This window comes from Streptomyces sp. DG2A-72, from assembly GCF_030499575.1.
Lineage (GTDB): Bacteria > Actinomycetota > Actinomycetes > Streptomycetales > Streptomycetaceae > Streptomyces.
Window position 1 is genome coordinate 3,124,985 of record NZ_JASTLC010000001.1, and the last position, 23,167, is coordinate 3,148,151.

Consider the following 23,167-nt stretch of genomic DNA (forward strand, 5'->3'; position numbering starts at 1 on the left):
TCAACAACCTGCGACCGGACAACTACAGTACGGAACGAGCCACATGTGGCGTCTTTCACACCAAAGCCAACTTCCGCACCGCCCGGCGGCGACTCAGAGGTGGGCTGCCGTGCGCCTCACGTCGGTCCGGCGGCGGCAGGGAGGTCGCCGTCCCGGCCGTGTAACAAAGAGCCGACCCGACCCGTAACAAGGACGAAGCATGCTGAATGACATGCAGAACTCCGCGACGCCCACGCACTGCCCGTACTGCGCCCTGCAGTGCGGGATGAATCTGACGCCGTCCCCTGACGGGACCGTCGAGGTGACCGAGCGCGCGGACTTCCCCGTGAACCGGGGTGCGCTGTGCGGCAAGGGCCGTACGGCGCCGGCGGTGCTGTCGTCGAGCGTTCGCCTGACCTCCCCGTTGGTGCGCTCCGAGGGCAAGCTCGTGCCCGCCTCCTGGGACGAGGCACTGGACCGGATCGCCGAGGAGTTGTCCCGCACGCGCACGGAACATGGTCCGGACGCGTGCGGGGTCTTCGGCGGCGGCGGACTGACGAACGAGAAGGCGTACACGCTCGGCAAGTTCGCGCGGGTGGTGCTGGGCACCTCCCAGATCGACTACAACGGGCGTTTCTGCATGTCGTCGGCGGCGGCAGCCGGGATGAAGGCGTTCGGGCTGGACCGCGGCCTCCCCTTTCCTCTGGAGGACATCCCGAAGACGGGCTGCGTGATCCTCGTCGGCTCGAACCTCGCGGAGACCATGCCGCCCTCGCTGCGGTTCTTCAGCGAGCTGCGCGAGAACGGCGGCACGCTGATCGTCATCGACCCGCGCCGCACGAAGACCGCCGAGCAGGCGGACCTGCACCTGGCACCCCGGCCGGGAACCGACCTCGCGCTCGCCCTGGGCCTGCTGCACCTGATCGTCGCCGAGGGCCGCACCGACGAGGAGTACATCCGCGAGCGTACGACCGGCTGGGAGGACGCGCGGGCCGCCGCGATGGCGCACTGGCCGGAGTACGTGGAGCGGATCACCGGCGTCCATGTACCCCAACTCCGCGAGGCCGTACGGATGTTCTGCGAGCCCGAGGCCGCGATGGTGCTGACCGCGCGTGGGCCCGAGCAGCAGTCCAAGGGCACCGACACGGTGGGCGCGTGGATCAACCTGTGCCTGGCGACCGGCCGGGCGGGCCGCCCGCTGTCCGGGTACGGCTGTCTGACCGGGCAGGGCAACGGACAGGGCGGGCGCGAACACGGCCAGAAGGCCGACCAGTTGCCCGGCTACCGCAAGCTGACCGACCCGGCGGCGCGGCAGCATGTGGCACAGGTGTGGGGCGTGGACCCGGACTCGCTACCGGGTCCGGGGCGGAGTGCGTACGAGCTGCTGGACGCGCTGGGCACGGATATTCGGGCGTTGTTGCTGATGGGGTCCAATCCGGTGGTGTCGGCGCCGCGGGCGGCGCACATCGAGGAGCGGATCAAGTCCCTTGACTTCCTTGCGGTGTGCGATGTCGTGCTGTCGGAGACGGCGGCACTCGCGGACGTCGTCCTCCCGGTCACCCAGTGGGCGGAGGAGACGGGCACGACCACCAACCTCGAGGGCAGGGTGTTGTTGCGCCGGCAGGCGATCACCCCACCCGAGGGCATCCGCAGCGACCTCGACGTCATGCACGAACTTGCCGACCGGCTCGGCGTGGAGAAGGGTTTCCCGACCGACCCCGAGGAGGTCTTCGAGGAGCTGCGCCGGGCGAGCGCGGGCGGCCCCGCGGACTACTCCGGCATCACCTACCGCAGGCTGATCGAGGAGAACGGCGTGTTCTGGCCGTGTCCGACCCCGGCGGACACTTCTGACGCCGGCGACCATCCCGGCACCCCCCGCCTCTTCCTCGACCGCTTCGCCACCGAGGACGGCCGCGCCCGCTTCGTCCCCGTCTCGCACCGGGCGATCGCGGAGGAGCCGGACGACGAGTACCCGGTGCTCCTGACGACCGGCCGGGTCGTAGCCCAGTACCAGTCCGGTGCCCAGACCCGGCGCGTGGACGAGCTGAACGCCGCGGCGCCGGGCCCGTTCGTGGAGCTGCATCCGCGGCTGGCCGAGCGGCTCGGCGCGGCGGAGGGCGACCCGGTGGCCGTGGTGTCCCGGCGGGGCAGGGCGGTGGCCCCCGCGCGGATCACGACCACGATCCGCCCGGACACGGTCTTCATGCCCTTCCACTGGTCGGGCGAGGGCCGCGCCAACACGCTGACGAACCCGGCCCTCGACCCGACCTCCCGCATGCCGGAGTTCAAGGCGTGTGCGGTTCGGTTGGAGACGGTGAAGCCGTAGTAGCCCCGGTTCAGCGCCGGGCGGCCCGCCAGTCCCCGCCCTCGATGAGCTTCCCGCGCGCCCGCAGTCGTACGGCGACTGCGGGCGCCGCGACGTAAACCCAGGCGCGTACGGCCGTCCCGTCCGCCTCCCGCGTCACATCACGCGCGACGCGCTCGTAGAGGTTGCGCGGGTCGCCGGGGGTGTACTCCTCCAACCGGTCGAGGGCGGCGAGGAGTTCGCCGTACGCCTCGGGGAGGGCGGTGACGAGTTCCCCGTACACGGCACCTTCCCCGGCATCTTCCACTTCCACGGCATACGGATATCCGGGCCCGTCGTAGAGCAGCGCGCCCGTGAGCCGTGCCGGCTCCTCGGCCCCGGTGCGCCCGCGCAGGAAGAGGTCGTGGTTGGGCTCGCCGGGACGGAGGGTGCCGTAGACGAAGAACGGAGGTCTCGGGGGTCTCACAGAAACGATTCTCTCTCCTCACACACCTCCTCAGCAGCGCCATGGACATGGCAGGTCAGCGGCCCCTTGAATCGCAGGACCGCAGAAACGATCACGCCCCCGTCCCCACGCGCCCGCCCCAGGCGCCTCCCTGAGGAGACCCATGAGCCGTATACGCATACGGACACAGACCCGGACCCGGACCCGGACCCGGAACATCCGAGGTTCCCGTCTCGCCGCGGCCGGCACGGCGGCCACCGCAGCCGCTCTGCTGGCCGCCACCCTCTCCCCCACCGCGGACGCCACCGACCAACCGACCCGAGCCAAGGCGCTGGAGCACGCGGCAGCGGCCCTCGCTCAGCACGCGACGTCCCTGGGTCTCACCTCCGCTCAGGAGACAAAGGTCCGGGACGTGATCGTCGACCCGGACGGCACGCAGCACGTCCGCTACGACCGGACGTACCGTCATCTCCCGGTACTGGGCGGCGACTTCGTAGTGCATCTTTCGCCGGACGGCACGTATCGCAGCGCGTCGCGCGCGACCCGGCAGGCAGTGGCCCTGCCGAGCGTGACACCCAAGGTGTCGGGCCCCCGGGCGGCGGACCTGGCGGCGAACGCGCTGCGGGCGGCCAACTTGGGCGAGACGCTGAAGAAGTTGACGTCGAGGCCGGAGCTGGTCGTGGACGCCCTGCACGGCGCCCCGAAGCTCGCCTGGCGGACGGACGCGACAGCTCAGGACTCCCTCGGCAGACGGGAAGTCGCTGTACGCGGGGACGGTGCCGCTGGAGACGACGGCGTCCGGATCGACGTACGCACTGAAGGACCCGACGCGCGGAAACACGTACACCGGCGACGCGGCGAACAAGACGGACCTGTGCCTGCTGACGACGATCTGCCTCAGCCGCGCCCCGTCCACGGTGTTCACGGACACCGACAACCACTGGGGCACGGGCGCGACGACCGACCGCGCGTCGGCGGCGGTGGACGCGCAGTACGGCACGGACGTCACCTGGGACTACTACAAGAACATGCACGGGCGTTCCGGTATCCGCGGCGACGGCGTGGGCTCGTACAACCGCGTGCACTACGGGACGCGGTACAACAACGCCTTCTGGGACGACAGTTGCTTCTGCATGACGTACGGGGACGGTGACGGCACGCAGCTCGGTCCGCTGGTGTCCCTGGATGTCGCCGGGCACGAGATGTCCCACGGCGTGACGTCGGCGACGGCGGCGCTGACCTACTCGGGCGAGTCGGGCGGGCTGAACGAGGCGACGTCGGACATCTTCGGGACGCTGGTGGAGTTCTACGCAGCGAATCCCTCCGACCCCGGTGACTGGCTGATCGGCGAGAAGATCGTCCGCTCGGGGCTCGGGCGGGATGCGCTGAGGTACATGGACAAGCCGTCGAAGGACGGCAACTCGGTGGACTGCTGGAGTGCTACGACCGGGACACTGGATGTCCACTACTCGTCCGGCGTCGGCAACCACTTCGCGTATCTGCTGGCGGAGGGGAGCGGGCCGAAGACGATCGGCGGGGTCGCTCATAACTCGCCTACGTGTGACGGGTCTTCGGTCACCGGGATCGGGCGGGGGAAGCTGGGGGCGATCTGGTACCGGGCGCTGACGGTGTATATGACGTCGTCGACGGATTATGCGGGGGCGCGGGGGGCTACGTTGAGGGCGGCCTCGGATCTTTACGGGGCTGGGAGTGTTGAGCACGACGCCGTAGCCGCGGCTTGGAGGGCTGTGAACGTGGGGTGAGTGTTGCGTCGGCGGCCGTTTCGTTGAGGGGAACGGAGCGGTCGCCCTACGTAGCGATGGGCCGTCAGTCGGCGGGCTTCTCGATGACCGACAGATCGATCTCGCCGTCGGCGACCATCCGCCGCGTGCGCTCCACGGCCGCGGTACGTATCCGTCGTTCGATCTCTGCGGGAGCCTCGTCATTATGGTCACCAGTTCCCACGTCCACCTGAATCACCTGCCCCAACGAAACGCGATCAAAGCGAGGGAACGAGCCTGACCACAGTCACGGTCAGCACGGATCCCGAGACGTAATAGAGCACGATGGCTCCGAGGATCGTGGCCTCGCGTCGATCGCGTTCACCTCTGACGGCTGTCGAGCCGTGCCCGTACGGGTCCTGGCCGATGGTCCGCGCCATCGCGTCCCGGAAGGCCTCGGCGTTGCGCATCTTGGTGAGGGTGTCGTCGGCAGGCGGTGCGTAGGTGATGCGGTAGCTCAAGCCGCGCCCCGCCGTTCGGCCTCGTCCGCCGCCAGCCGCGCCAGGATCGCGTCGGCTTCCGGGTCGGGTACGGCCTGCAGCATCCAGTGCCGCATCACAGCGTGGATGTCATGCACACCGGCCTCGTTGATGGCCCGGTCGAACTCCTCGCGCAGCTCGTCCGGAAGGGCCGCGCGGATGTCGGGGATGCTGTTGGGGACCTCGACCTCTACGCCATTGACGAAGGTCTTGAGTGGTTCGGCCATCGTCGCCCTCCTTTGAGACCTTAGTTCGCTGGGCTCACGGTAATCCGCCGAGGCTGCTTCCCGTACGACGTCCAGCTCGCACCACACCGACTTGCCGACGGCCCGCTCGCACACGCCCCACCGGTCGGCGACCTCCCGCACGATGAGCAGGCCTCGCCCGAACATGTCGTCGTCCGAGGCGTGGCGTGGGGTTGGCAGTAATTCCCCTTTCGGGTCGGAGACTGCGATGCGTACGGCGCGCTCGGTGAGGGTGAGTTCGACGCGGAAGAGGCGGTCGCGGAGGCATCCGTGAAGGACGGCGTTGCCGCCGAGTTCGGAGACCAATAGGGCGGCGTCGGCGGCGAGTTCGGGGTGGCCCCAGTCGGTGAGGAGGCGGTGGGCTCGGCGGCGGGCGAGGGTGACGCTTCTGGGGAACGGGATGTAGTCGAGGCGGTCGTAGTGGAGGGCGGTGGCTTCCTCCGGGCTTTCGGGGGCGATCAAGTCGCTCACCTCCGGACAGGGATGGACAGCACCAGACATCAACTGGCGCCGCTCTGCGATCAGTTCGTCACCGACAGTAGAAGAAGCCAGAAGGTGAAGCAAGTTAGTCCCGGAAAAATTAGTCCGGACATGGTTGCAGGGCAGATCGCGGACGCGCGAGACTGACCGCGCACTGAAGCCAGGAGGAATACGCCGTGACCGCCAGCCAGCCAACGTTGGGCAACAGCACATCCTCGGTACTGGGACGGCGACTGGGCGGGCAACTCCTCAAGCTGCGCACTGAGGCAGGCCTCACGCAGACGGACGCTGCCAAAGTCCTCAGCTCGTCCATCACGAAGGTCACCAAGATGGAGCGCGGCTGGGTACCCATGCGGGATCCGGACATCCGCGCGCTGTGCGAGCTTTACGGTGTGCGCGATCACGCCACCGTGGGCGGACTACTGGAGCTGGCCAAGGTCGACCGCGAGCGCCGCAAGGCCAAGGGATGGTGGGACGACCACGCGATCCACGGCGTCATGCAGGAGTACGTCTCACTGGAAAGTGCCGCGACGGCCATCAAGGCGTGGCAACCGGCCTTCATCCCCGGCCTGCTGCAAACGCCCGATTACATCCGGGCGTTGAGGCAGAGCCCGACAGCGCAGGTGACCAAAGGGCCGGAGCCGGACGAGGCGTTCGTCGCCGCTCGACTCGCTCGCCAGCGACGGCTCTCCGATGATCCGCCGCTCGCATTGCGGGCGGTGATCTACGAGGCCGCCCTCCGCAACTTCCCCGGCGGCACCGATACAGCCCGAGGTCAGCTCGAAGCACTCACCAAGCTGGCAGGGCTACCGAGCGTCAGCCTCCGGATCTTTCCCTTTAACGCCGGCACTCACCCTGGCCTCAACGGCTCGTTCAACATCATCTCGTTCGCTGCCCCCGGAGCCATGGACGTCGTCTACGTGGAAGCGCCCTTCGTCGAGCGCTGGGTGGAGGGAGGAGAGTCCGCAGCAGCCTACGATGAGCTGTTCGAAATGATTGCCGAACGCTCCCTCGAGGAGCGAGAGGCGGTGCCCTTCCTCCACAAGCTCCTCAAGGAACTGTGAGCCGTGCCCGAATTCGCGTACCGCAAGTCCAGCTTCAGTGACGAAAAGGCCGAGTGCGTCGAAGTAGCCACCAACATCCCTGCCACCGTTGCTATACGGGACTCCAAGAACCCCGGCGAAGGTTTCCTCCAACTCCGCCCCTCCACCTGGACGTTCTTCCAGACAGCTCTTCTTGAGGGACAGCTGTAGCCGCAGCCCCTCACCCACGGACCAGCGCCATGGCGACAAAAGTCGCCCCGCGTGCCAGCACAACGGGTCCCCGTGTTCACCACTGCGCAGGGCAGAGCGATCGACCGACCAACCTCACCCGCAGATTCGCCGCGCTCCTCCGCAAGGCCGGACTCCGCCGCATCCGCTTCCACGACCTCCGCCACTCCACCGCGACCTACTCCTGGAGCAGGGCGACGAACGGGTCGTAATCAAGAAACTCCTCGGCCACGCCCCACACAAAGGCGTCACCACCACCGTTTACGCCAACCTCCAGCGCGACGCCATCGACACCCTCAGCACCGCCCTCGACGGCCCTGCCAACGACGAGCCGACCCGCACCCGCGCCCCAGGCGATCCGCCGCCGTGGGAACCACCGTCCACTGACGTGCCGTCAACTACCGCCGTCACCCACCCACCACAGAAGCCCCGCCAGGGACGCACCTGGCGGGGCTTCAGATTTGCGGTCGCTCGCTCCGATTCGACCCACATCAGACACTCACGACGCGGCCCAATCGAAGTGGGAGGAACGCACTCAGCTATCCCGTTACCAGCTCACGCATTCGCGCGATCAGATCGCGAGATCCAAGATCTTCCGACAGTCGGACAAGTCCCTCGTAATACTCTTCACTAATCGACAACTCGTCCTCGTAAATCCATGAGCACATGGTGTCGAAGGCTAGGGCGAACTCTCCGGCCGCCAGAAGGTCGCGCACATCGACTGCGACCGAGGGTGCAGTGATGGGAGATTCCTCTAGCAGCTCTTCGATCTTGGCGACGTACTCTACAGCTTCCACTGCACCTCCATCAGGGATGATACGGGAAACCGGTCACAATTCGGTCCGTTGCAGGTTCATAAATGACCCTGATATTCACGCCGTCCACTACTCCTTCAACCTTCCACCGCGACGGATCCCCGTTCCTCGTGTACAGGGCTCCAGCTCGGCCTGTCTGTTGCGTCCTAACGCTGTTGGGACTGGTCGCCACATCGACAATGCCGTCAAGGATCTTGTCGGTGTCCCAGCCGCGAGGAAACACGGTCTTCCCAGGCTGTCCGGGCCACTTATGTCCGCCACCTGTTCTGTCACCGTGAATGATATGGAACTGCTCTTGCCCACCAATAAATTCGCGGCCGATGCCGGAACAGTTGCTGTTGTGAACAAGAACCGGCGTCTTCCCCGCCAGCACATAGTACGTGTGCAGGTCGTCAACGGTGAGGTTGTAGGTGGTCGCGCGGTGGGTGTAGGCACGATTGCCCGTGACGGTGACGTAGTCGCCGTCGTCGGTGAGAAGGGTCATGCCAGCGGCGAGGTCACCGGCCTCGATCCAGTCGTCCTCGGATGGTGACCAGAATGGATGCTCGTGGGTCGCTGTCAGCTCTTCGACGCCGTCTTGCGTGGCGATTGAGAGGGTGTTGAAGTGCTTGTCGTCCTCGGTAACGATGCGGCGGGTTACCTTGCGTGGGCCGGTCTCGCCCGTTTCAGGGTCGGTGGTCTGGACCTCGTCGCCCACCCCGATATCCTCGATGTCCTCGGTTGTACCGTCGGCCATGAGTACGTCTGTTCCGGCGAGGAAGCACTTGCAGTTGGTGACCGCCCTCTTCGTTCCCTTTAGGGCGTCCGCGGCGTTGTCTACCTGATTGGGTATCTTGGCGAGATCGCCGAAGGGAAGGAAACCAACGACCCCCAATGTGACGCCGAGTGTGTCGCCGCTGCTCGCCGAACGCTTCACGTCGTGAAGGTCACATGCTGCTCCTGCAATGGGTATCCAACCGCAGAGGGCCAGTCCCACTTCCTGCACAACAGGTGAGATAACCGGTGTTTCTCGGAGCAGGGCGACGTATGCTCTCACTTCCTCTTGATCTTCTGGGCCGAATTGAAGGGGCGGTGCGAGATTGACACCACAGCACCAGGAGCGATTCGTGCCTGCGATGTTGCCGTTGGCCGTGCCCCCGCTGTTTCCGCCTCCGCCTCCGTAGTCGCAGGTGTAGTAGCAGCCACCGGGGCCGGTTCCGCCAGGGGGAATGCCGGGTGTCGAACTCTGGCCGCCGCCACCGCCGCCAGGGCGGGGTTCGTTGTGGCCCGTTCCGTCGTCGAGCCACAGGCCCGTGGGGTCGCTGAAGGTGGCCGGGTTGTTTCCGGCGTAGCTGTAGCCGTTGAGGGTTTGGTGGCGGTCGGGGGTGAGGAGTGGGTCGACGCTGATGAACTGGCCCGTTTTCGGGTCGTATTCGCGGGCGCCGATGTGGGTGAGGCCGGTGGTGGTGTCCTGGGGTTTGCCGAGGAAGCCCTTGTCGTCCGGCCACGGGCCGAAGAGCGTGGTGCCTCGGGGAGCGCCGAATGGTGTGGTGTAGCGCTTGGTGATGGCCCAGGTCGTCGCGTCGAGGGCGACGCTTGCCGTGCCGTGGGGGTCGGCGGCCAGGAAGGAGAGTTTGGTGGTACTGGTGCCGGCTGTGGCCGTGCGGACGGCGATCGTCTGGCCGCCTGCTGAGTAGTACCGAGTGCCGGTCAGGGTTTTCGTGCTGCCCTTGACCGTCAGGCGCACTTCGGTGTCGCCGAGGTAGAGGACGGTGTCGCCGTCGCCCGTGGCGCGGCGGATCAGGAGATTGCCGTCGGCGTCGTAGATGTAGCCGGTCTTCTTGGTGCCTTCGGTGAGGCCGGACAGCTTGCCTTCGCTGTTCCAGGCGAGGGTCTGCGTGCCGGTGGGCCCCGGGCGCTTGGTCGTGTTGCCCGTCTTGTCGTAGGTGTACGTGGCGCTCTTGGCGCCGGTGGTGTGGTCCAGGGGGTGAGGCTGGCCGTTGGGCGTGCCGTAGGCGTAGTCGGTCGTCTGCTTGCCGGTGGTCAGGTTCTGCGTCTCGGTGTCGCGCTGCCCGGAGGCCGTATAGGCGTACGAGGTCCAGTACGGGGCCGCGCCGCCGAGGTTGGCCGTGGTGCGGCCGGTGGCGGCGCAGTCGGCGGTCTTGGGGGTCCAGGCTTCGGTCATGCGGCGGTAGCCGTCGTAGGAGAAGCACTGGTTGTCGGCCTGGCCGGTGCCACCGAGGGTGCTGGCGTCCTTGATCGAGGTGACGTTGCCCGCGTCGTCCTGGGTGAAGGTGAGGTCCTGTGGCATGTAGCTGTGTGTGTCGTCGGTGATGTAGGACCGGGTCAGACGGCGGGTGCCTTGCTCGTACCTGTAGTTGAGGTACGCCTTCCTCGCCGAACTGGTGGAGTCCATGCCCAGCGTGAGCTTGGTCAGGTCGCCGAGTTCGGAGTAGGCGGCGCCCAGGAGGTAACCGTTCTTGCCGTGGAGCGTTTTCGGGTTGCCGAAGTTGTCGTAGGCGGGCGTGATGCCTTCCGAGGGCAGGCCCGCGACCGCCGGGACGCCGACGCCTGACGGCAGGTTGGCCGCGTTGTACGAGGCGTCGAACTTCAGCGTCGGCGGGACGTGCTTATCCGCCACGAGAGGTTCGGTGGCCGGAAGGGTCAGCTCGCTGGCTGTGGCGTTGTAGAGGCCGTCGAACTTCGTGATCCTCTTGACGTACGGCTGTCCATCGACGTAGCGGGTGGACGTGTCCTGCTGGCCCTTCGCGACCTCGTCGTAGTCCCAGTGGGCGAGCTTGTTGGCGGCCGTCTTGTCGGTCTGCCACTGGTCGGTCTTGCGCCCGAGCACGTCGTACTCGTAGATCAGCTTGTTGTTCTCCGCGTCCAGCGTCCACTCGACCTGGTCGAGGTTGTTGTAGTGGGTGCTGGTCGTGCCCGAGTCGGGGTCGGTGGCGCTGGTCTTGCGGCCGAAGAGGTCGTAGGCGTAGGACCAGACACTGTTGTCGTGGGCGGTGAGGGTCTTCTGCTGTCCGGCGGGCGTGTAGGTGTAGCGGGTGTGGTTGTAGGAGCCGGTGCCGTTGGGCTCGGCGTATTCGCGGGTTTCGGTCGTCTGACCCAGGGCGTTGGTCAGGGTGGCGGTGGCCTGGCCGCCTGCGGGAGCCGTCTGGATGACACGGTCACCCTGGTACTTGGTGGTCGTGGTCCAGCGCTTCACTCCCTTCACCTTTGTCTCGCTGGTAACAGGGCGGGCGGCACCGTCGTAGGCGGTGTCCACCTGTAGGGGAGCCTCGGCGCCCTCGACCGTGGCCGGGTTGTCCCCGGACGGAGCGTTGTTGGCGTCCCAGATGTCCGACAGGGTCGAGCTGACCAGGCCGCGGCGGTCGTACTGGGTCAGGCTGACGATGCGGCCGCCGGACGGTGAGGCGGACTGCGTTTCGCGGGCGCGCAGCAGCGAGTCGTAGATGGTGTACGTGGTGGTGTATCCCGACGCGGTCGGCGTGAGAGTGCTGGTCGAAACCCAGGACGGCGTGTCCTTCGACAAGTGGTACTCGTACTTGAAGTTCGGTGTGGCTCCGGCCAGGCGCAGGCGGTTGGGCAGCCAGACCTGGGTGACGCGTCCGAGGCTGTCGTACGTGGTCTCGGTGGCCTTCGAGTTGGGGTCGGTGACCTTGGTTGTCGCGCCTGTCGCGAAGTCGACGACGCTCTTGGTGGTGTAGTCCTTCGCGTCGTACAGCGTTGTGGCGGTCAGCGGGCCAGTGGTTTCCGGGGTGTACGCGGTCCTGCTGGTCTGCGCGTCGTTGGTGTCTTTGACGACCAGGGGTCTGCCCAGAGTGTCGAACGTCGTAGTGCTGACCTTCTGCCAAGTCGGCTGATCGTTCGCGTCGTAACCGCTCGCGCGGCCAGTCCACTTCGGCTCACCCCGCGTGGGTGACTGGCTTGAAGTCCAAGCCGTCGTCGCGTCGTAGGTGACAGCGGTGTCGGAGATGACGTCACCTACGGATGCGGAGTTGGCAGGCAGGTTGAGTGCGCTGTCTGCCGTGGCGCAGGGGTCGGCCGTGGTGCGCGTGCGGGAGACCAGTGACGTCAGGCCCGCGGACGCATTGCGGGCGTACCAGGTGCGGGTGCAGGTCTCGTCATCGGAGACGGCGTCGTCGCCCTTGTCCTCCACGGTCTGCGCCATGCCGTACTCGTCGTACGTCGTGACGGTCGTCCTCGTGCGGTCGACTGGAGTGCTGCCGCTGGTGATGCGGGTACGGGTGTGGGAGGCACCGGTGCGGACGTAGTACGCCTCGGTGTCGGCGTACGACTTGTGCTGAGTGGCAGTCCTGCGCGACCAAGGGTCATTGATCGTGCCGGTGACTTCGTCGGCCCCGTTGTAGGTGACCGTCTCCCGGGTGAAGCCCGCGTACTGGTCGGCATCGGTGATGGCCGCGGCCTTGATGCCGGGGATCTCGGCGCTTCTGCGGGCGTCCGGGTCGAGCGTCTTGCCGTCGGATTTCAGCAGGCGGTCGCCGTTCATGCCCCGCATGTAGACGGTGACGGTCTTGCTGCGTGGACCGGCGGCGGGACCGGTGAGGTGGGTGACCTTCGCGAAGCCGCGCCAGATGGACCAGGTGCGCTCCTTCTCGGGGGTCATGGGGTCGTCGTTGTAGTGCCAAGCCCCGCTGTTGGAGGGGTATTCATAGGTGTCGGCGATGGTGCCGGAGGCTCCGGACTCGTCGGTGGTGTTGACGGCGATCACGGGGTACTTCTGGAACCAGTCCAGAATGGGATCGACGTCTCCCCCGTTCGGCCTCCAGAAGACGGGGTAGCAGGTGCTCTTGTTCTGGTCAGGGCGGGGCCTTGCCTGGCCGGCGACGCAGCCCGCCTCGGCGTAGGTGACGGCGGTCTTGGCTCCTGTCTCCGTCACGATGCCGGTCAGGCGCGGCTTGGCGAGGGGCAGGATGTCGTCTGATTCGCCATCGACGCGGTTGGTGAGGAATTCGCTGGTGAAGGTGATCGGCTTGGTCGACAGCGGCGTACCGTGCTCACCGGTGTGCTCGATGGACTGGAGCCACAGGGACTGGTCGCTGGAATCGCCGACTTCACCGGGGTCCTTGTAAACCTGCGTGAGCTTCCAGGAGTCGACGGCCTCGAAGTCGGCGCTGGGCGTCCGGGCCGCGTTCCACGCGTACGTGGTGATGCCGGTCAGGCGCTTGCGGGTGAAGAAGGTGGGACCGACGTTGCCCGTGCACTTGTCGCCGTCCTTGCAGATGGCGTCGAAGGGCACGTTGGGCCAGTGCGGACTGGTGGATGATGTCAGGGAGTCGCAGCCGCCGTCGGTACGGGTGCACCGCTCGCTGTAGGTGAAGGTGACCTTGTGGGACGCGGCGGGGGCGCCGGTGAACAGGGCGCCGGCACGCTGACCGTAGAGGATCTTGGAGAGGTATCCGCCCCGGGTGTAGTGGGAGGCGGCTGTGCTCGCGCCGTTCTTGGGGTAGTAGTTGGACTCCTTGGTGTACCAGTACGACATGGCGTTGCCGTGCGTGTCCTCGACGTAGTCGAGGTTCCACCGCCATGCCTGCACCACGGAACGGCTCGCGAACGAGGTACCCAGGCTGTAGCCGGGTTCCCCGGCATCGTCACCGAACACCGCCGCCGTCCACGTGGAGTTGGTGCGCTCGGTGTCGGCGCCCGGAAGCTTGTTCAGGCCGAACACGTAGCGGGTGCCGTCCCCCGTGGTGACCGTCCAGTGCTCGCCGGTGTTGTCACCGTTGTCCGCCCCGGTCGACAGGGTCACCGTCGAGGCATCGTCGTCCTTGAGCCGCCACTTGCCCGTGGTGTCGTCCTTGACCAGTTCGGTGGCCTTGCCATTGAGGACGAGAGAGGCGTTGTCGTACTTCCAGCACAGGTCGTACTTGTCGTCCTGACCGTCGTCGTCGCAGGAGCCGTACTTGCGCTCGATGTAGGACGAGGTCAGGTCGAAGCCCTCGCCGATCTGGCTGCCCTGGTTGTTCGTGTTCGCGGTGCGGCCGTCGACGCTGCCTGAGTCGTAGGAGATGGCCAGATTGGGGGCGGGGCCCGCGGCGGCCGGCGGGGTCTTGAGGGGGTAGTTCCAGGTGAAGGTGCCCGAGGAGCCGCCCGCCTGCCAGGTGGAGGAGGCCGACAGGGGGGTGGCCTTGTAGTCGCCGCCGCCGGACTTGGTGCCCGCTGCGAGGGCGAGCACCATGGTCTGGCCGTCGGCTGCCGCAGAGCTGAAGGCGAGGTGGGTGCGGAGCCTCTCTCCACTGCGGTCATTGGTGTACGTCAACGGTGTCGCGTCGCGGCACGACGCTTGACCAGGCCGGGTCAGGGCGCAACCCGGCAGGCGCAGAACCTGCAGACGACCGGCCCAGTCACCGCCGTAAGCACCGGCGAACGCGGAGTAGTCGATGGAGAGATCGGCCGTCCCGCCGCTGCGCGGTGCCGTGACGGTCAGTGCGACGCCCTTGATGCCGAGCGCCCGCGTCTGCTTCTGGCTCAGCACCGTCACCTTGACGGACTGCGCCGCCTTCTTGGCCCGGCCCGATTTGACGGTGGGGGCGGTCAAGGACAGGGGCAGCGAGCCCGCGCGGGCGCTGGTCGTTCCGGTGGCGGGGGCGGTGAGGGTGGTGGTCCCGGGTGTTGGCCATTTCGCCTTTGCGGCCTGGTCGCGCAGTGCGCGGTCTGCTGCCTTCTTGCCGGCGGCTTCCTGACGGGCAATCAGACGAGAGGTCGCCGTCTTCTTCGGCTTCAGCGGGACGGTCTCGGTCGAGACCTGTTCCGGACCATCGGGACTGCCCAACGGCTGCGGCTCTTGAGCCACCGCAGCCAACGGGCTGAGCAGACCGGGCAGGAGGGCGAAAGCAACGGTGACGGCGATCCTGCCGCGTCGGCGGGTTCGGGCCTTGGTGGGGGTAGTACGGCGGAACGGCGGCATGGGTCTCATGTCCAAGCTCCATCAAGAGCCCCCTGCGGGGCAGGAAGTGGGAGGACGCGCTCGTACATGACCGACGTGGTCAGGAGTGCGGCCGGGCGGACTGCTGAACGTTCAGATGCGGCCAGCGGGCGAGGAGCCTGAGGCTCTCGCCCGCTGGGTTGGATCAGTCGGATGAGATGACTCGCGAGCGAACCTCGTCCCGGGTCATGGCCCCGGTCCAGATCCGCAGGCGGCTCAGCTGCCCCGCGAAGAGACTGCTGGCGGAAGTCCCGCCCATGGCCAGGCGTCCGGTGCCCTGTTGGGGCGTGGTAGCTGCGTTGTTGTCACCGTCGTCGACTGGTGTGGCTCCGACGTACAGGTGCATGCGGCCGCCCTGGTCCTGAGCGTCGTACACGCCGGTCAGCGTCACCGGGGAGCTGGTATCGGCATGTTCCGACAGGTTCGTCACATCAGCCGTGGCCACGGTCGTGCCGGACGATGTGGTGCGTAGAAACTTCCACACGTAGGCGCCCTGACCGAGCTTCTTCACCACGAGGGCCCAAGAGGCTCCCCCACTTCCGGCCTGGCCTGCGATCTGGGCCTGATAACCATTGGGTTTGGTGTCGAGCACAGCCGGATCAATCTGTGCCTGGGCAGAGACGGTGAAGGAGCCCGTCTCATCAATCGCCGGCCCGGTCATGGACGCATGGCCGCCCTTCCCGTCCAGTACCAGCGTGCTGGAATCCTCGTCCAGAATCGCCCCGGACGACAGCGTCATGGCGCCTATCGGATATGGCGAGGACTCACTGACCGCGGCTCCCGACGAGTTCTCCGCATTCCAGTCGGCCACGAGCTCAACAGTCGGCGCATCGTTTTCGCTCGCCTTGGCCTCCTTGGCGACCTCGTCGGCGGACAACGCGCTCTGCCAGACGGCTACCTCGTCGATGCGGCCACGGAAGTACTGCCCCGCAGTGCCACGAACGATCGAGCGGCCAACCTGTAGGCCCTGTCCTGCCTCCCAGGGCTTGTAACTGGGTGCGACGGCAAGCAATTTGACCGGCTCACCCTGAGCACGACCGTTGACGAACAACTGGATCGTGTCGTTCTGCGGGGTCCTCTTGCCGCTCGCGTCCGTTGCGGCGGTGTAGACACCCGCCACATGGGTCCAGACCCGCAGCGGTGGATCGGTAGCAGCGCCGACGGACCTCACGAAGACCGGCGTGGCCGAGTCCGTGGCCGTGTAGTGGAAGACGTACGACCGCGAGGACGACGAGTAGTACAACGCGAACGCCTGCGCCTGCGTGCCTGGGGCTGCCAGGACCATCCGGCTCGATGAGGCATCCGTGAGATAGGTCCACGCCGAAACCGTGAATGAATGTGCGGTGTTCACCACTGGCGCGGACGCGGCGGCATACGCCTGTTGCAGGTCGGGATCGGTGCTGTCCAACCACAGCGAAGTGTCTTCGTCGCCTCGCCGGGCCATCGTGGAGAACCCTGCACCGTCGCGCAGCGTCAAGTTGTGGGTTGCCGCGGACGGGTCGTGCTGCGGATCCTCGGCCGAGCTGTCCTTGGCCGTGGTCACCCCGGAACCGGGAGCGCCGTCGTCGAAGCGCCAGCGGCCGATCGGGCCCGGCGGCAGGCTTACTTGGAAGTCGAACGTCTCCGGCGTTCCGGTGCGCTCCCGGACGTCCATGGGCCACACCTTCAGATGGTGTGTGCCGCCCATGGTCGGGGTGACGGTGGTGACTTCGGCCGTGCCATTGGCCTTCGCTGTGGTCGTACGTGCGGCTCCGACCTGGCCATTCGGGCCGGTCAGCGTCCACCGGTACTTGCTGATGTCCTCATCCGCGGCATTGGGCTTGAACACGAAACTGCCTGCAACCCCCGGCCCGCCCTTTGCATTACAGGCATCCGTCACGCACTCGACGTAAGGCGAGCCCTTCACGGGATCCTTCGGCTCGATCGTCGGGGCCTTGGGAGCGGTGGAGTCGATGACGAAGTAACACCAAGGCGAGAACGACGAGTACAGGTCACCGCTGGCACCGTTGTACGACCAGTGGGACTGAGTGCGGGCGCGGTACCGGTACGTCGTGCCATCCGTACGCTTCGTCGTCTGCTTGTCCAGCAGTGTGCCGTCCGGCACGTAGCCGGAATCGGGGGCATCGTCGGCCCAGATCTCCTCCCACGCACCGGCCTCAAGGCGCGCAATCCGGTAGTTGATCTTCAGTTTGCCCTTGCTGTCATTGGCTCTCGGCGAGACCTCCGTCTCCACCCGGGCACGGACCGTGGGCTGGTCCACCGTCACGGCCAGCGGATCACTCGCCGGGTGGCAGTAACCACGCGATCCCGCCTTGGCCACACCCGGAATCACGCCGACGTTGATCGGCACACCGGGATCCGGTACGTAGTCCACCGTGAGCTGGGCATTGTCGTCGAACCGCTTCCAGGCACGTGGTTCACCCTCGTCGCCGGCCCGCAACATCAGCGTGAGCCGGGAGAACTTGCCGTCGGCGAAATCCCGAACGGTCTTGGTCAGGCCACCGTTGAACTCGACCCAGGCGTCGGGCTGGGCGGGGCTGCAGTTGCCCCCTCGGCCGGCTGACACCTTCCGGGAATCCATGAGGGCTCCGATCGCCGGCCCCGGCCATCGCGTGCCCTCGGAGATGTTTCCGGTCCGCTCCAGCTTGACCGTGTAGGGGTTGCAGTTGAACGACCATGTCTCATATGCGCGGAACGTGGCGTTCAGAACGTGCTTACCTGCCAGAGCGCTGGGGCTGAACTCGAAGTACATGCGGTTCGCGTAGTTGCTCGTGAAGTCGTCGTCGCACGCGTAGCCGTCCGCGGGCGCACAGCGCCCCACCCCGTAGTCACCCGAGAATTGGTAGAACTTGTCGCCGTCGGATGACAGCACCGTTCGCTCCGCGCGCGAGAGACCCACCGAGGGGTCGATGTAGACCGGGTACACCGTGCTGTCGCCGCGCAACAGGCTCAGGTCGGGAGTCACGGCGATGCTGTCGTCGCCGACCTGCACAGGGAGGGTGGCGGTGGCGGCACCAGGGCCCGGCTCCACCGGGGCGCCGTCATCCGCAGCAGCGGCGACGCCCTCCCCCGTGTCGGAGCCCGCCTCGATACCGGACATCCGCAGCGTCTGCGCCTGAACCCCGCTGTCGTCTCCGGCGGAGTCCCACATCTGCCCCGCCGGCCCCGTGAACACCGCGTTGCCGTCCGCATCGACTGCGCGCAGCCCGCCGCCGGCTCCCGCGACCAGGGATACGCCCTCGCCCGCGACGGCGAACCGCAGTTGCTCCAGGGCTTCGCTCTGCGCCGCCTCCGCCGACTTGACCCGCAGGACTTCGCGATAGCCGTCCGGCATCGCCGTCAGCTGCAGATCCACGCCGGGCATGACCTCCGCGTAAGTGGCCGTCGCCCCCTCCAGCGACGGCTCGGGGAGGTCGCCGGGCCAGCGGACGGACAGGACCCGCTGATCATCTTCCAGACGGACCATGTCTTTGGTGCCGCCGGCCGAGAACGACTGACCCACCGCGACATAGCGTGGCCCGATCGTGCCATCGGCCCTGCGCACAAGCGTCGTGTCGATGTCATGCCACTCGCCCGAAGCGTCCTTCGCCCGCTCCGGTGCCGTCGCCTGCTTCAGCGTGTACGTCCCGTCCGGGTTCGCGAACGTCTGCGCATATTCCGTGCGCTCCGCCGTCACCTCGACCGGCTCGCCTGTCGCCGCAGCCTGCTCGGACGGCGTCTGGGGCACTGACGTATCAGCGTGGACAGCCGGAGCGTTCACAAGAACCACACCGCCGGCCAGCAGTGTCCACGCCAGCAGTCTTGCAACTGCCCTACGCACCCACGGATTCCATGACGGAACCCGTCCCCCCAAATGGGACTTCACAACCCCACCCCATACGTCACACAAGCATCACAAAGATGGCGCGATCATAGACATGCCAACTCACCGAAAATCAATGGCGGCGCAGGTCATGTGGCAGGTTTTGGCCGAGAGTGTTCACGTGGCGCATTAATGACCGTCTAGCAAGGTCAAAGGATTCATGAACTTCACGCGCACACAGCGAATCCGGCACATGGAGTCACGTGGGTGGTGCCGCCGGAAGCGGACCAGCAAGCCCGCACCACCGCCAGCCCCGCTACCCCGCATACGGCCACCGCCCCCTAGCCTCCCGCAACGCCCTCCCCCACCACACCAACTGATCCAGCATCCCCTTCGCCGCCGCATCCGCCGCGGACGGATCCTTCAGGCGTCCGTCGTCGTCGAAGGACGCCCCCGCGTTGTGGAAGGACACCGTGTCCCGGATCGTCACGGCGTGGAGTTCGGCGAAGACCTGGCGGAGGTGTTCCACCGCGCGCAGGCCTCCTGCCAGGCCGCCGTACGAGACGAGGGCCACCGGCTTGGCGCGCCATTCGGTGAAGTGCCAGTCGATGAGGTTCTTGAGGCCGGCCGGGTAGGAGTGGTTGTACTCGGGGGTCAGGACGACGAACGCGTCGGCGCCCGCCAGTTTCGGGGTGACCGTGGACAGTTCGGCGGTGGCCTGCGGGGTCGGGGCGAGGGACGTCGGGAGGGAGATCTCGGCTACGTCCACGACCTGGGGGATCAGGTCGTCCCGGTCCTGGATGCGGGCGAGCAGCCAGTCGGCGACGACGGGGCCGAAGCGGCCGTGGCGGTTGCTGCCGATGACGAGGGTCAGGTTCAGGGGTGTGTCCTGAGCGGACTCGAGAGTGGTTTTCGTCTGCATGCCACCCACCCTCGTATCTCAACCAAACTTGAGGTCAAGGCCCGGCCCACCGCCCCCCCCAGGTCACCCGTTCACACCCTCGCCCCTCCCCCTTCGCGTTCTTTACCGAAGGCCGCCTCGCACACGCCGATGACCTGCCGAAATGCCAGCCGTGGAGGCCCTCGGACGACCCGCCCCCGCAGCCATTCACCCCGTTTCCGCCACCCGCTCAGGAAGCGCGCTCGGCGTCCTGCCTTTTACCTCGGAAGGGAAACCACCGCTGATCTCGAGGGAGCACCGAATGCGACGTACCGCCCGCCTGCTGTCCGGTGCCGCACTCGCCGTCGCCGCCGCAGGCCTCGGCAGTGTGCCCGTGTACGCGGCGGACGCCGGGAGTCTGGAGGTGTTTCCGTCCTCCGTCGTGCCGGGCGGCCAGGTCTCGGTGAACACGACGGCCTGCGGCGACACGGGCTCGGCGGCGGGCGACGCCAGCGCGGTCGGCGCCGGTTCGTTCACGCTCGCGCCCAGCACCCACAAGGACAACGCCATCGGGCAGTTCAGGGTGCCGCCGAGCGCGCAGCCGGGGACGTACGAGATCGTCGCGACCTGCGCCGAGGACGGCAAGCGGGTGACCGGCGACCTGGTGGTCACGCTGACGGCGCCCCGTGAGCAGGTGCACCCCAGAGGAAGTGTGAAGACGGGGGTCGGCGGCGCCCTGGGCCCCGATCCCGTGCAGACCGCGGCCGGCATTGCGGCTCTGGCCGTCGCCGCCGCGGGCGGTACCTGGCTCCTGCATCGCCGGGCGAGAGGCGACGGGATCTGACGGACACCCTCCGCTGTCCGTCCGCCGGTACCGCACGTCCCCTCCCCCTCCGGGTCCGACGCCCCTCGCGGCCCGGAGGGGGATCGGGTCCAGCCTCAAGAGGCCAGTTCAAGGGGCCAGTTCAAGGGGCCAGGAGGTCGTCATGCGCAGGTTGGGCAAAGCCGCCATAGTCAACGCCGCGGTAGCGACCGTGACCCTGACCGCCCTGTGCACCGGCGCCTGGCTGCTGAGCAGTGGCGCCCGGACGCACACCCCTCCGCAGCCGTCCGCCCGGGAAGCGCGGGAAGCGCGGGAAGCGCACGCCGAAGCGTCCGTACGGCACTCCGCCATACCCGCCGCGCCCGCGCTGCCCCCCTCCCCACCCGACCGCATCCGCATCCCGTCGCTCCGCGTGGACGCCCCCCTGATGGGCCTCGGGCTGACCAAGACCGGCAGTCTCGACGTACCGCCGGCCGAGCAGAGGAACCTCGCCGGCTGGTACGAGGCCGGCACCACCCCGGGCGAGACGGGCACCGCCATCGTCGCGGGCCACGTCGACAACGCCGACGGACCCGCCGTCTTCTACGGTCTCGGCGCCCTGAAGCGGGGCAGCACGGTGGAGGTGGACCGGCGCGACGGCGGGATCGCCGTGTTCACCGTGGACGCCGTCGAGGTGTACGACGCGAAGGACTTCCCCGACGAGAAGGTGTACGGGGCGGCGAGCCGACCCGAGCTACGGGTGATCACCTGCGGCGGGGGCTACTCACGGGCGACCGGTTATCAGGGGAACGTGGTCGTCTTCGCGTATCTGACGAGCAGCCGCTGAAGCGCTCCGCTGGAAGCGCGGTGATGCTGTATCGATGTGCGGCTCCGCCGCGTGCGCGGGCCGGTGGGGGCTGGTCGCGCCCCGCGGCGGAGCCGCTGATGTCACAGCCCCGCGCCCCTTCGGGGCACTGCTTGTCGCGCAGGAGCAAAACCGGCCTCCCTCACATGGCCCCCATGTGTCCCTCACACTTATGGCGAAAAGCTGATCTTGACCGGAACCGTCGGCGCGGCGGACCGTGGCAGTCAGGGCGGGGAGGTGGACATGGCTACCACGGCACGTACGGCGACGACGACCACGGGGAGGGCCGGAGTCGAAGCCCTGGTACGGCAGGACGCCGCGCTGCTGGAGGACGACCTGCGCGAGTTCATCGGGTCGCTTCCCACCAAGATCGGGTCGCTTCCCACCGAGGGGGACCTGTACGGCGCGGCCCTGAGCCGTTCCCTCTACGCACCGGTCGCCGATGCCCTCGCATCCAAAGTGGGACAGGCAGCCCTGCCTCCGACCCCGCGCGCACCGGGTCACGGCGGGCCCCCCTTGCGACCCTCGATCGTCTACTGGGCCTACCGCAACTACCGCGGCTTCCCCGACGAGACCGACGAGAACGGCGAGACCGGCAAGACCGGCCACGCCCCCGGAACCGATGCCACCGACCTCGCCCTGATCCGCCGCACCGCCGTAGCCGTACGCATCCTGCTCAAGGCCGCGGTCGTGCTCGACGACATCCAGGACGGCAGCGACGTACGGTACGGCGAACCCGCACTGCACCGCACCCATGGAGTGCCGCTCGCCCTCAACGCCGCTTCGTGGCTGATCATGGCGGCGCTGCGGCACGCGGCCGATCCGGCGGTGGTGGCCGGTCTCGTCCGCGCGGTGGGCAACGGCTTCACCGGCCAGGCGGGCGACATGTCGACACGGACGGCCCGCACCCGCGCCGAGCTGCTCGCCGCGCCGCACGGGGAGCGCGTGCGGTTCTGGGAGTCGGTGGCGGCGCTGAAGACCGGGACGCTGTTCTGGATGCCGCTGGACGCGGCGGTCGCCGGGCTCGGTGTCGTCGAGGACGAGCGGCGCACGCTGGACGACGCGATGCGCCGGCTCGGGCTGGCGAGCCAGTTGTTCAACGACCTCACCGATGTCGTGCCGGAGCTCGGCGGCGCCAACACCCACGAGGACTTCGACGGCTTGAGCAACCGGGTCTTCCTGGAGCTGGCCGACTCCGCCCGGCCGTCCGCGCAGGGTGAGCAGCTGAAGGCGTTCGTCCTCGGTCATCCGGGACTTCAGCGGACTCTCCTCGAACTCTCGTCTCAGGCCGTCGAGTTGAAGCGCTCCGTGAAGGAGGACGTGCATCGCGTGTGCCGTTCGGCGCGCAGTGCGGCGTACTTCGATGTGACCATCGAGCGCAAGGGCCACCTCATCGACCGGCTCCACGAGACGGTCCGGCAACGGGCGGGCGTGTGACGGCGACCCCCGCGGAACGCCTGCGGGCCGCCACGCGCGCCTGGCACGACGCCCTGGAGACCACCACCTTCGCCACCGCGATGGCCTCCGGAACGCTCCCGCTCGACCGTTACGTCGGCCAGCTCGCCGCCTACCGGGAGGCGCTGGCAGCGCTCGAAGGCGAGCTCTCCCGCGCCACCAGCCCGTCCCTCACCCACGTCTGGTCACCGGATCTGGCCAAACTGCCGCTCCTGGAGCGGGACTTGAGGTACTTCACGCAGTCCGGCATCGATCCGCCGCCCCAGGCGAGGGTGGCGGGACGGGCGTTCGCGGAGGAGATACGGCGCACCGCGGCGGCGGATCCCGAGGCGCTGCTCGGTTTCCTCTACGTCATGGAGTGCTCCACCCTCGGCGCGCTGCTCCTGCACCGGTACGTCAGCGAGGCCTACCGCCTGACCGTCCCGTACGGGCTCGCCTACTACGGCAGCGGCGACCGTACGCGCTGGGCGGGCTTCACCACCCGCCTGAACGAGGCCCTGACCGGCCCGGACACCGAGGCGCGCGTCCTCGCCGCCGCCGAACGCGCCTACCACCACACGGCATCGGTCGCCCAGGCGCTCGCTCCACCTGCGCGAGCCACCGCTCGTACACCGCCAGGGAGCTGA

15 protein-coding genes and 3 pseudogenes are annotated in these 23,167 nt (G+C 67.7%); 9 read left to right on the plus strand and 9 right to left on the minus strand.

Annotation, left to right across the window (positions count from 1 at the left end; translation table 11 throughout):
- Nucleotides 1–211 precede the first annotated feature (211 nt).
- Nucleotides 212–2,305, plus strand: a complete 2,094-nt coding sequence (locus tag QQY66_RS14990; RefSeq protein WP_301987321.1) for a molybdopterin oxidoreductase family protein — start codon at nucleotides 212–214, stop codon at nucleotides 2,303–2,305.
- 10 nt (nucleotides 2,306–2,315) lie between these two features.
- Here the strand turns inward: QQY66_RS14990 and QQY66_RS14995 are convergent, their stop codons facing one another.
- Complete coding sequence (locus tag QQY66_RS14995) at nucleotides 2,316–2,750, minus strand: gamma-glutamylcyclotransferase family protein (RefSeq protein WP_301980812.1); 435 nt, start codon at nucleotides 2,748–2,750, stop codon at nucleotides 2,316–2,318.
- 142 nt (nucleotides 2,751–2,892) lie between these two features.
- Between QQY66_RS14995 and QQY66_RS15000 the strand changes: the two are divergent.
- A pseudogene (locus tag QQY66_RS15000) lies at nucleotides 2,893–4,492 on the plus strand (M4 family metallopeptidase).
- 64 nt (nucleotides 4,493–4,556) lie between these two features.
- Here QQY66_RS15000 and QQY66_RS15005 read toward each other — a convergent pair.
- From QQY66_RS15005 to QQY66_RS15020, 4 genes and pseudogenes are all read right to left on the minus strand, one after another.
- Nucleotides 4,557–4,700 carry a hypothetical protein gene (locus QQY66_RS15005; RefSeq protein ID WP_301980813.1) on the minus strand — a complete coding sequence of 48 codons (144 nt, stop codon included), beginning with the start codon at nucleotides 4,698–4,700 and terminating at the stop codon, nucleotides 4,557–4,559.
- 28 nt (nucleotides 4,701–4,728) lie between these two features.
- A complete protein-coding gene (locus tag QQY66_RS15010; RefSeq protein ID WP_301980814.1) occupies nucleotides 4,729–4,971 on the minus strand; it encodes a hypothetical protein in 243 nt (80 codons plus the stop codon).
- Nucleotides 4,968–5,216, minus strand: coding sequence for a hypothetical protein (locus tag QQY66_RS15015; protein WP_301987323.1), 249 nt, complete (start codon nucleotides 5,214–5,216; stop codon nucleotides 4,968–4,970). The genes QQY66_RS15010 and QQY66_RS15015 overlap by 4 nt, the downstream gene beginning before the upstream one ends.
- A gap of 144 nt (nucleotides 5,217–5,360) precedes the next feature.
- A pseudogene (locus QQY66_RS15020) lies at nucleotides 5,361–5,927 on the minus strand (ATP-binding protein); the annotation flags it as partial.
- Here QQY66_RS15020 and QQY66_RS15025 point away from each other — a divergent pair.
- The 3 genes and pseudogenes from QQY66_RS15025 to QQY66_RS15035 all read left to right on the plus strand — a co-directional run.
- Nucleotides 5,891–6,778 (plus strand): helix-turn-helix transcriptional regulator, encoded by an 888-nt coding sequence (locus tag QQY66_RS15025; RefSeq protein ID WP_301980815.1) that lies wholly within the window; start codon nucleotides 5,891–5,893, stop codon nucleotides 6,776–6,778. The pseudogene QQY66_RS15020 and the gene QQY66_RS15025 sit on opposite strands and share 37 nt — an antisense overlap.
- Before the next feature lie 3 nt (nucleotides 6,779–6,781).
- Entirely contained in the window at nucleotides 6,782–6,967 is a 186-nt protein-coding gene (locus QQY66_RS15030; RefSeq protein WP_301980816.1) for a DUF397 domain-containing protein, read from the plus strand.
- Between the two features lie 72 nt (nucleotides 6,968–7,039).
- Nucleotides 7,040–7,319 (plus strand): annotated as a pseudogene (locus QQY66_RS15035) (tyrosine-type recombinase/integrase); the annotation flags it as partial.
- 205 nt (nucleotides 7,320–7,524) lie between these two features.
- Here QQY66_RS15035 and QQY66_RS15040 read toward each other — a convergent pair.
- From QQY66_RS15040 to QQY66_RS15055, 4 genes are all read right to left on the minus strand, one after another.
- Nucleotides 7,525–7,782: a MafI family immunity protein gene (locus tag QQY66_RS15040; protein WP_301980817.1), complete on the minus strand. Its 258-nt coding sequence runs from the start codon at nucleotides 7,780–7,782 to the stop codon at nucleotides 7,525–7,527.
- 10 nt (nucleotides 7,783–7,792) lie between these two features.
- Nucleotides 7,793–14,728, minus strand: a complete 6,936-nt coding sequence (locus tag QQY66_RS15045) for a polymorphic toxin-type HINT domain-containing protein (RefSeq protein ID WP_301980818.1) — start codon at nucleotides 14,726–14,728, stop codon at nucleotides 7,793–7,795.
- 154 nt (nucleotides 14,729–14,882) lie between these two features.
- On the minus strand, nucleotides 14,883–18,464 hold the full coding sequence (locus tag QQY66_RS15050) for a LamG domain-containing protein (RefSeq protein ID WP_301980819.1): 3,582 nt from the start codon (nucleotides 18,462–18,464) through the stop codon (nucleotides 14,883–14,885).
- A 391-nt stretch (nucleotides 18,465–18,855) separates the two neighbouring features.
- A complete protein-coding gene (locus tag QQY66_RS15055) occupies nucleotides 18,856–19,461 on the minus strand; it encodes an NADPH-dependent FMN reductase (RefSeq protein ID WP_301980820.1) in 606 nt (201 codons plus the stop codon).
- 280 nt (nucleotides 19,462–19,741) lie between these two features.
- Between QQY66_RS15055 and QQY66_RS15060 the strand changes: the two genes are divergently transcribed.
- From QQY66_RS15060 to QQY66_RS15075, 4 genes are all read left to right on the plus strand, one after another.
- Nucleotides 19,742–20,263 (plus strand): hypothetical protein, encoded by a 522-nt coding sequence (locus tag QQY66_RS15060; protein WP_301980821.1) that lies wholly within the window; start codon nucleotides 19,742–19,744, stop codon nucleotides 20,261–20,263.
- Nucleotides 20,264–20,405: 142 nt separating this feature from the next.
- Entirely contained in the window at nucleotides 20,406–21,068 is a 663-nt protein-coding gene (locus tag QQY66_RS15065) for a class F sortase (RefSeq protein ID WP_301980822.1), read from the plus strand.
- 261 nt (nucleotides 21,069–21,329) lie between these two features.
- Nucleotides 21,330–22,523, plus strand: a complete 1,194-nt coding sequence (locus QQY66_RS15070) for a polyprenyl synthetase family protein (protein WP_301980823.1) — start codon at nucleotides 21,330–21,332, stop codon at nucleotides 22,521–22,523.
- A complete protein-coding gene (locus QQY66_RS15075; RefSeq protein WP_301980824.1) occupies nucleotides 22,520–23,167 on the plus strand; it encodes a biliverdin-producing heme oxygenase in 648 nt (215 codons plus the stop codon). Before QQY66_RS15070 ends, QQY66_RS15075 begins: the two co-directional genes overlap by 4 nt.

What these genes read in the sequence shown, in the direction of transcription:
- QQY66_RS15065 (WP_301980822.1), top strand. Translation starts at nt 20,406, where the DNA reads ATGCGCAGGTTGGGCAAAGCCGCCATAGTCAACGCCGCGGTAGCGACC.
- QQY66_RS15070 (WP_301980823.1), top strand. Translation starts at nt 21,330, where the DNA reads ATGGCTACCACGGCACGTACGGCGACGACGACCACGGGGAGGGCCGGA.
- QQY66_RS15055 (WP_301980820.1), bottom strand. Translation starts at nt 19,461, where the DNA reads ATGCAGACGAAAACCACTCTCGAGTCCGCTCAGGACACACCCCTGAAC.
- QQY66_RS15060 (WP_301980821.1), top strand. Translation starts at nt 19,742, where the DNA reads ATGCGACGTACCGCCCGCCTGCTGTCCGGTGCCGCACTCGCCGTCGCC.
- QQY66_RS14990 (WP_301987321.1), top strand. Translation starts at nt 212, where the DNA reads ATGCAGAACTCCGCGACGCCCACGCACTGCCCGTACTGCGCCCTGCAG.
- QQY66_RS15045 (WP_301980818.1), bottom strand. Translation starts at nt 14,728, where the DNA reads ATGAGACCCATGCCGCCGTTCCGCCGTACTACCCCCACCAAGGCCCGA.
- QQY66_RS15015 (WP_301987323.1), bottom strand. Translation starts at nt 5,216, where the DNA reads ATGGCCGAACCACTCAAGACCTTCGTCAATGGCGTAGAGGTCGAGGTC.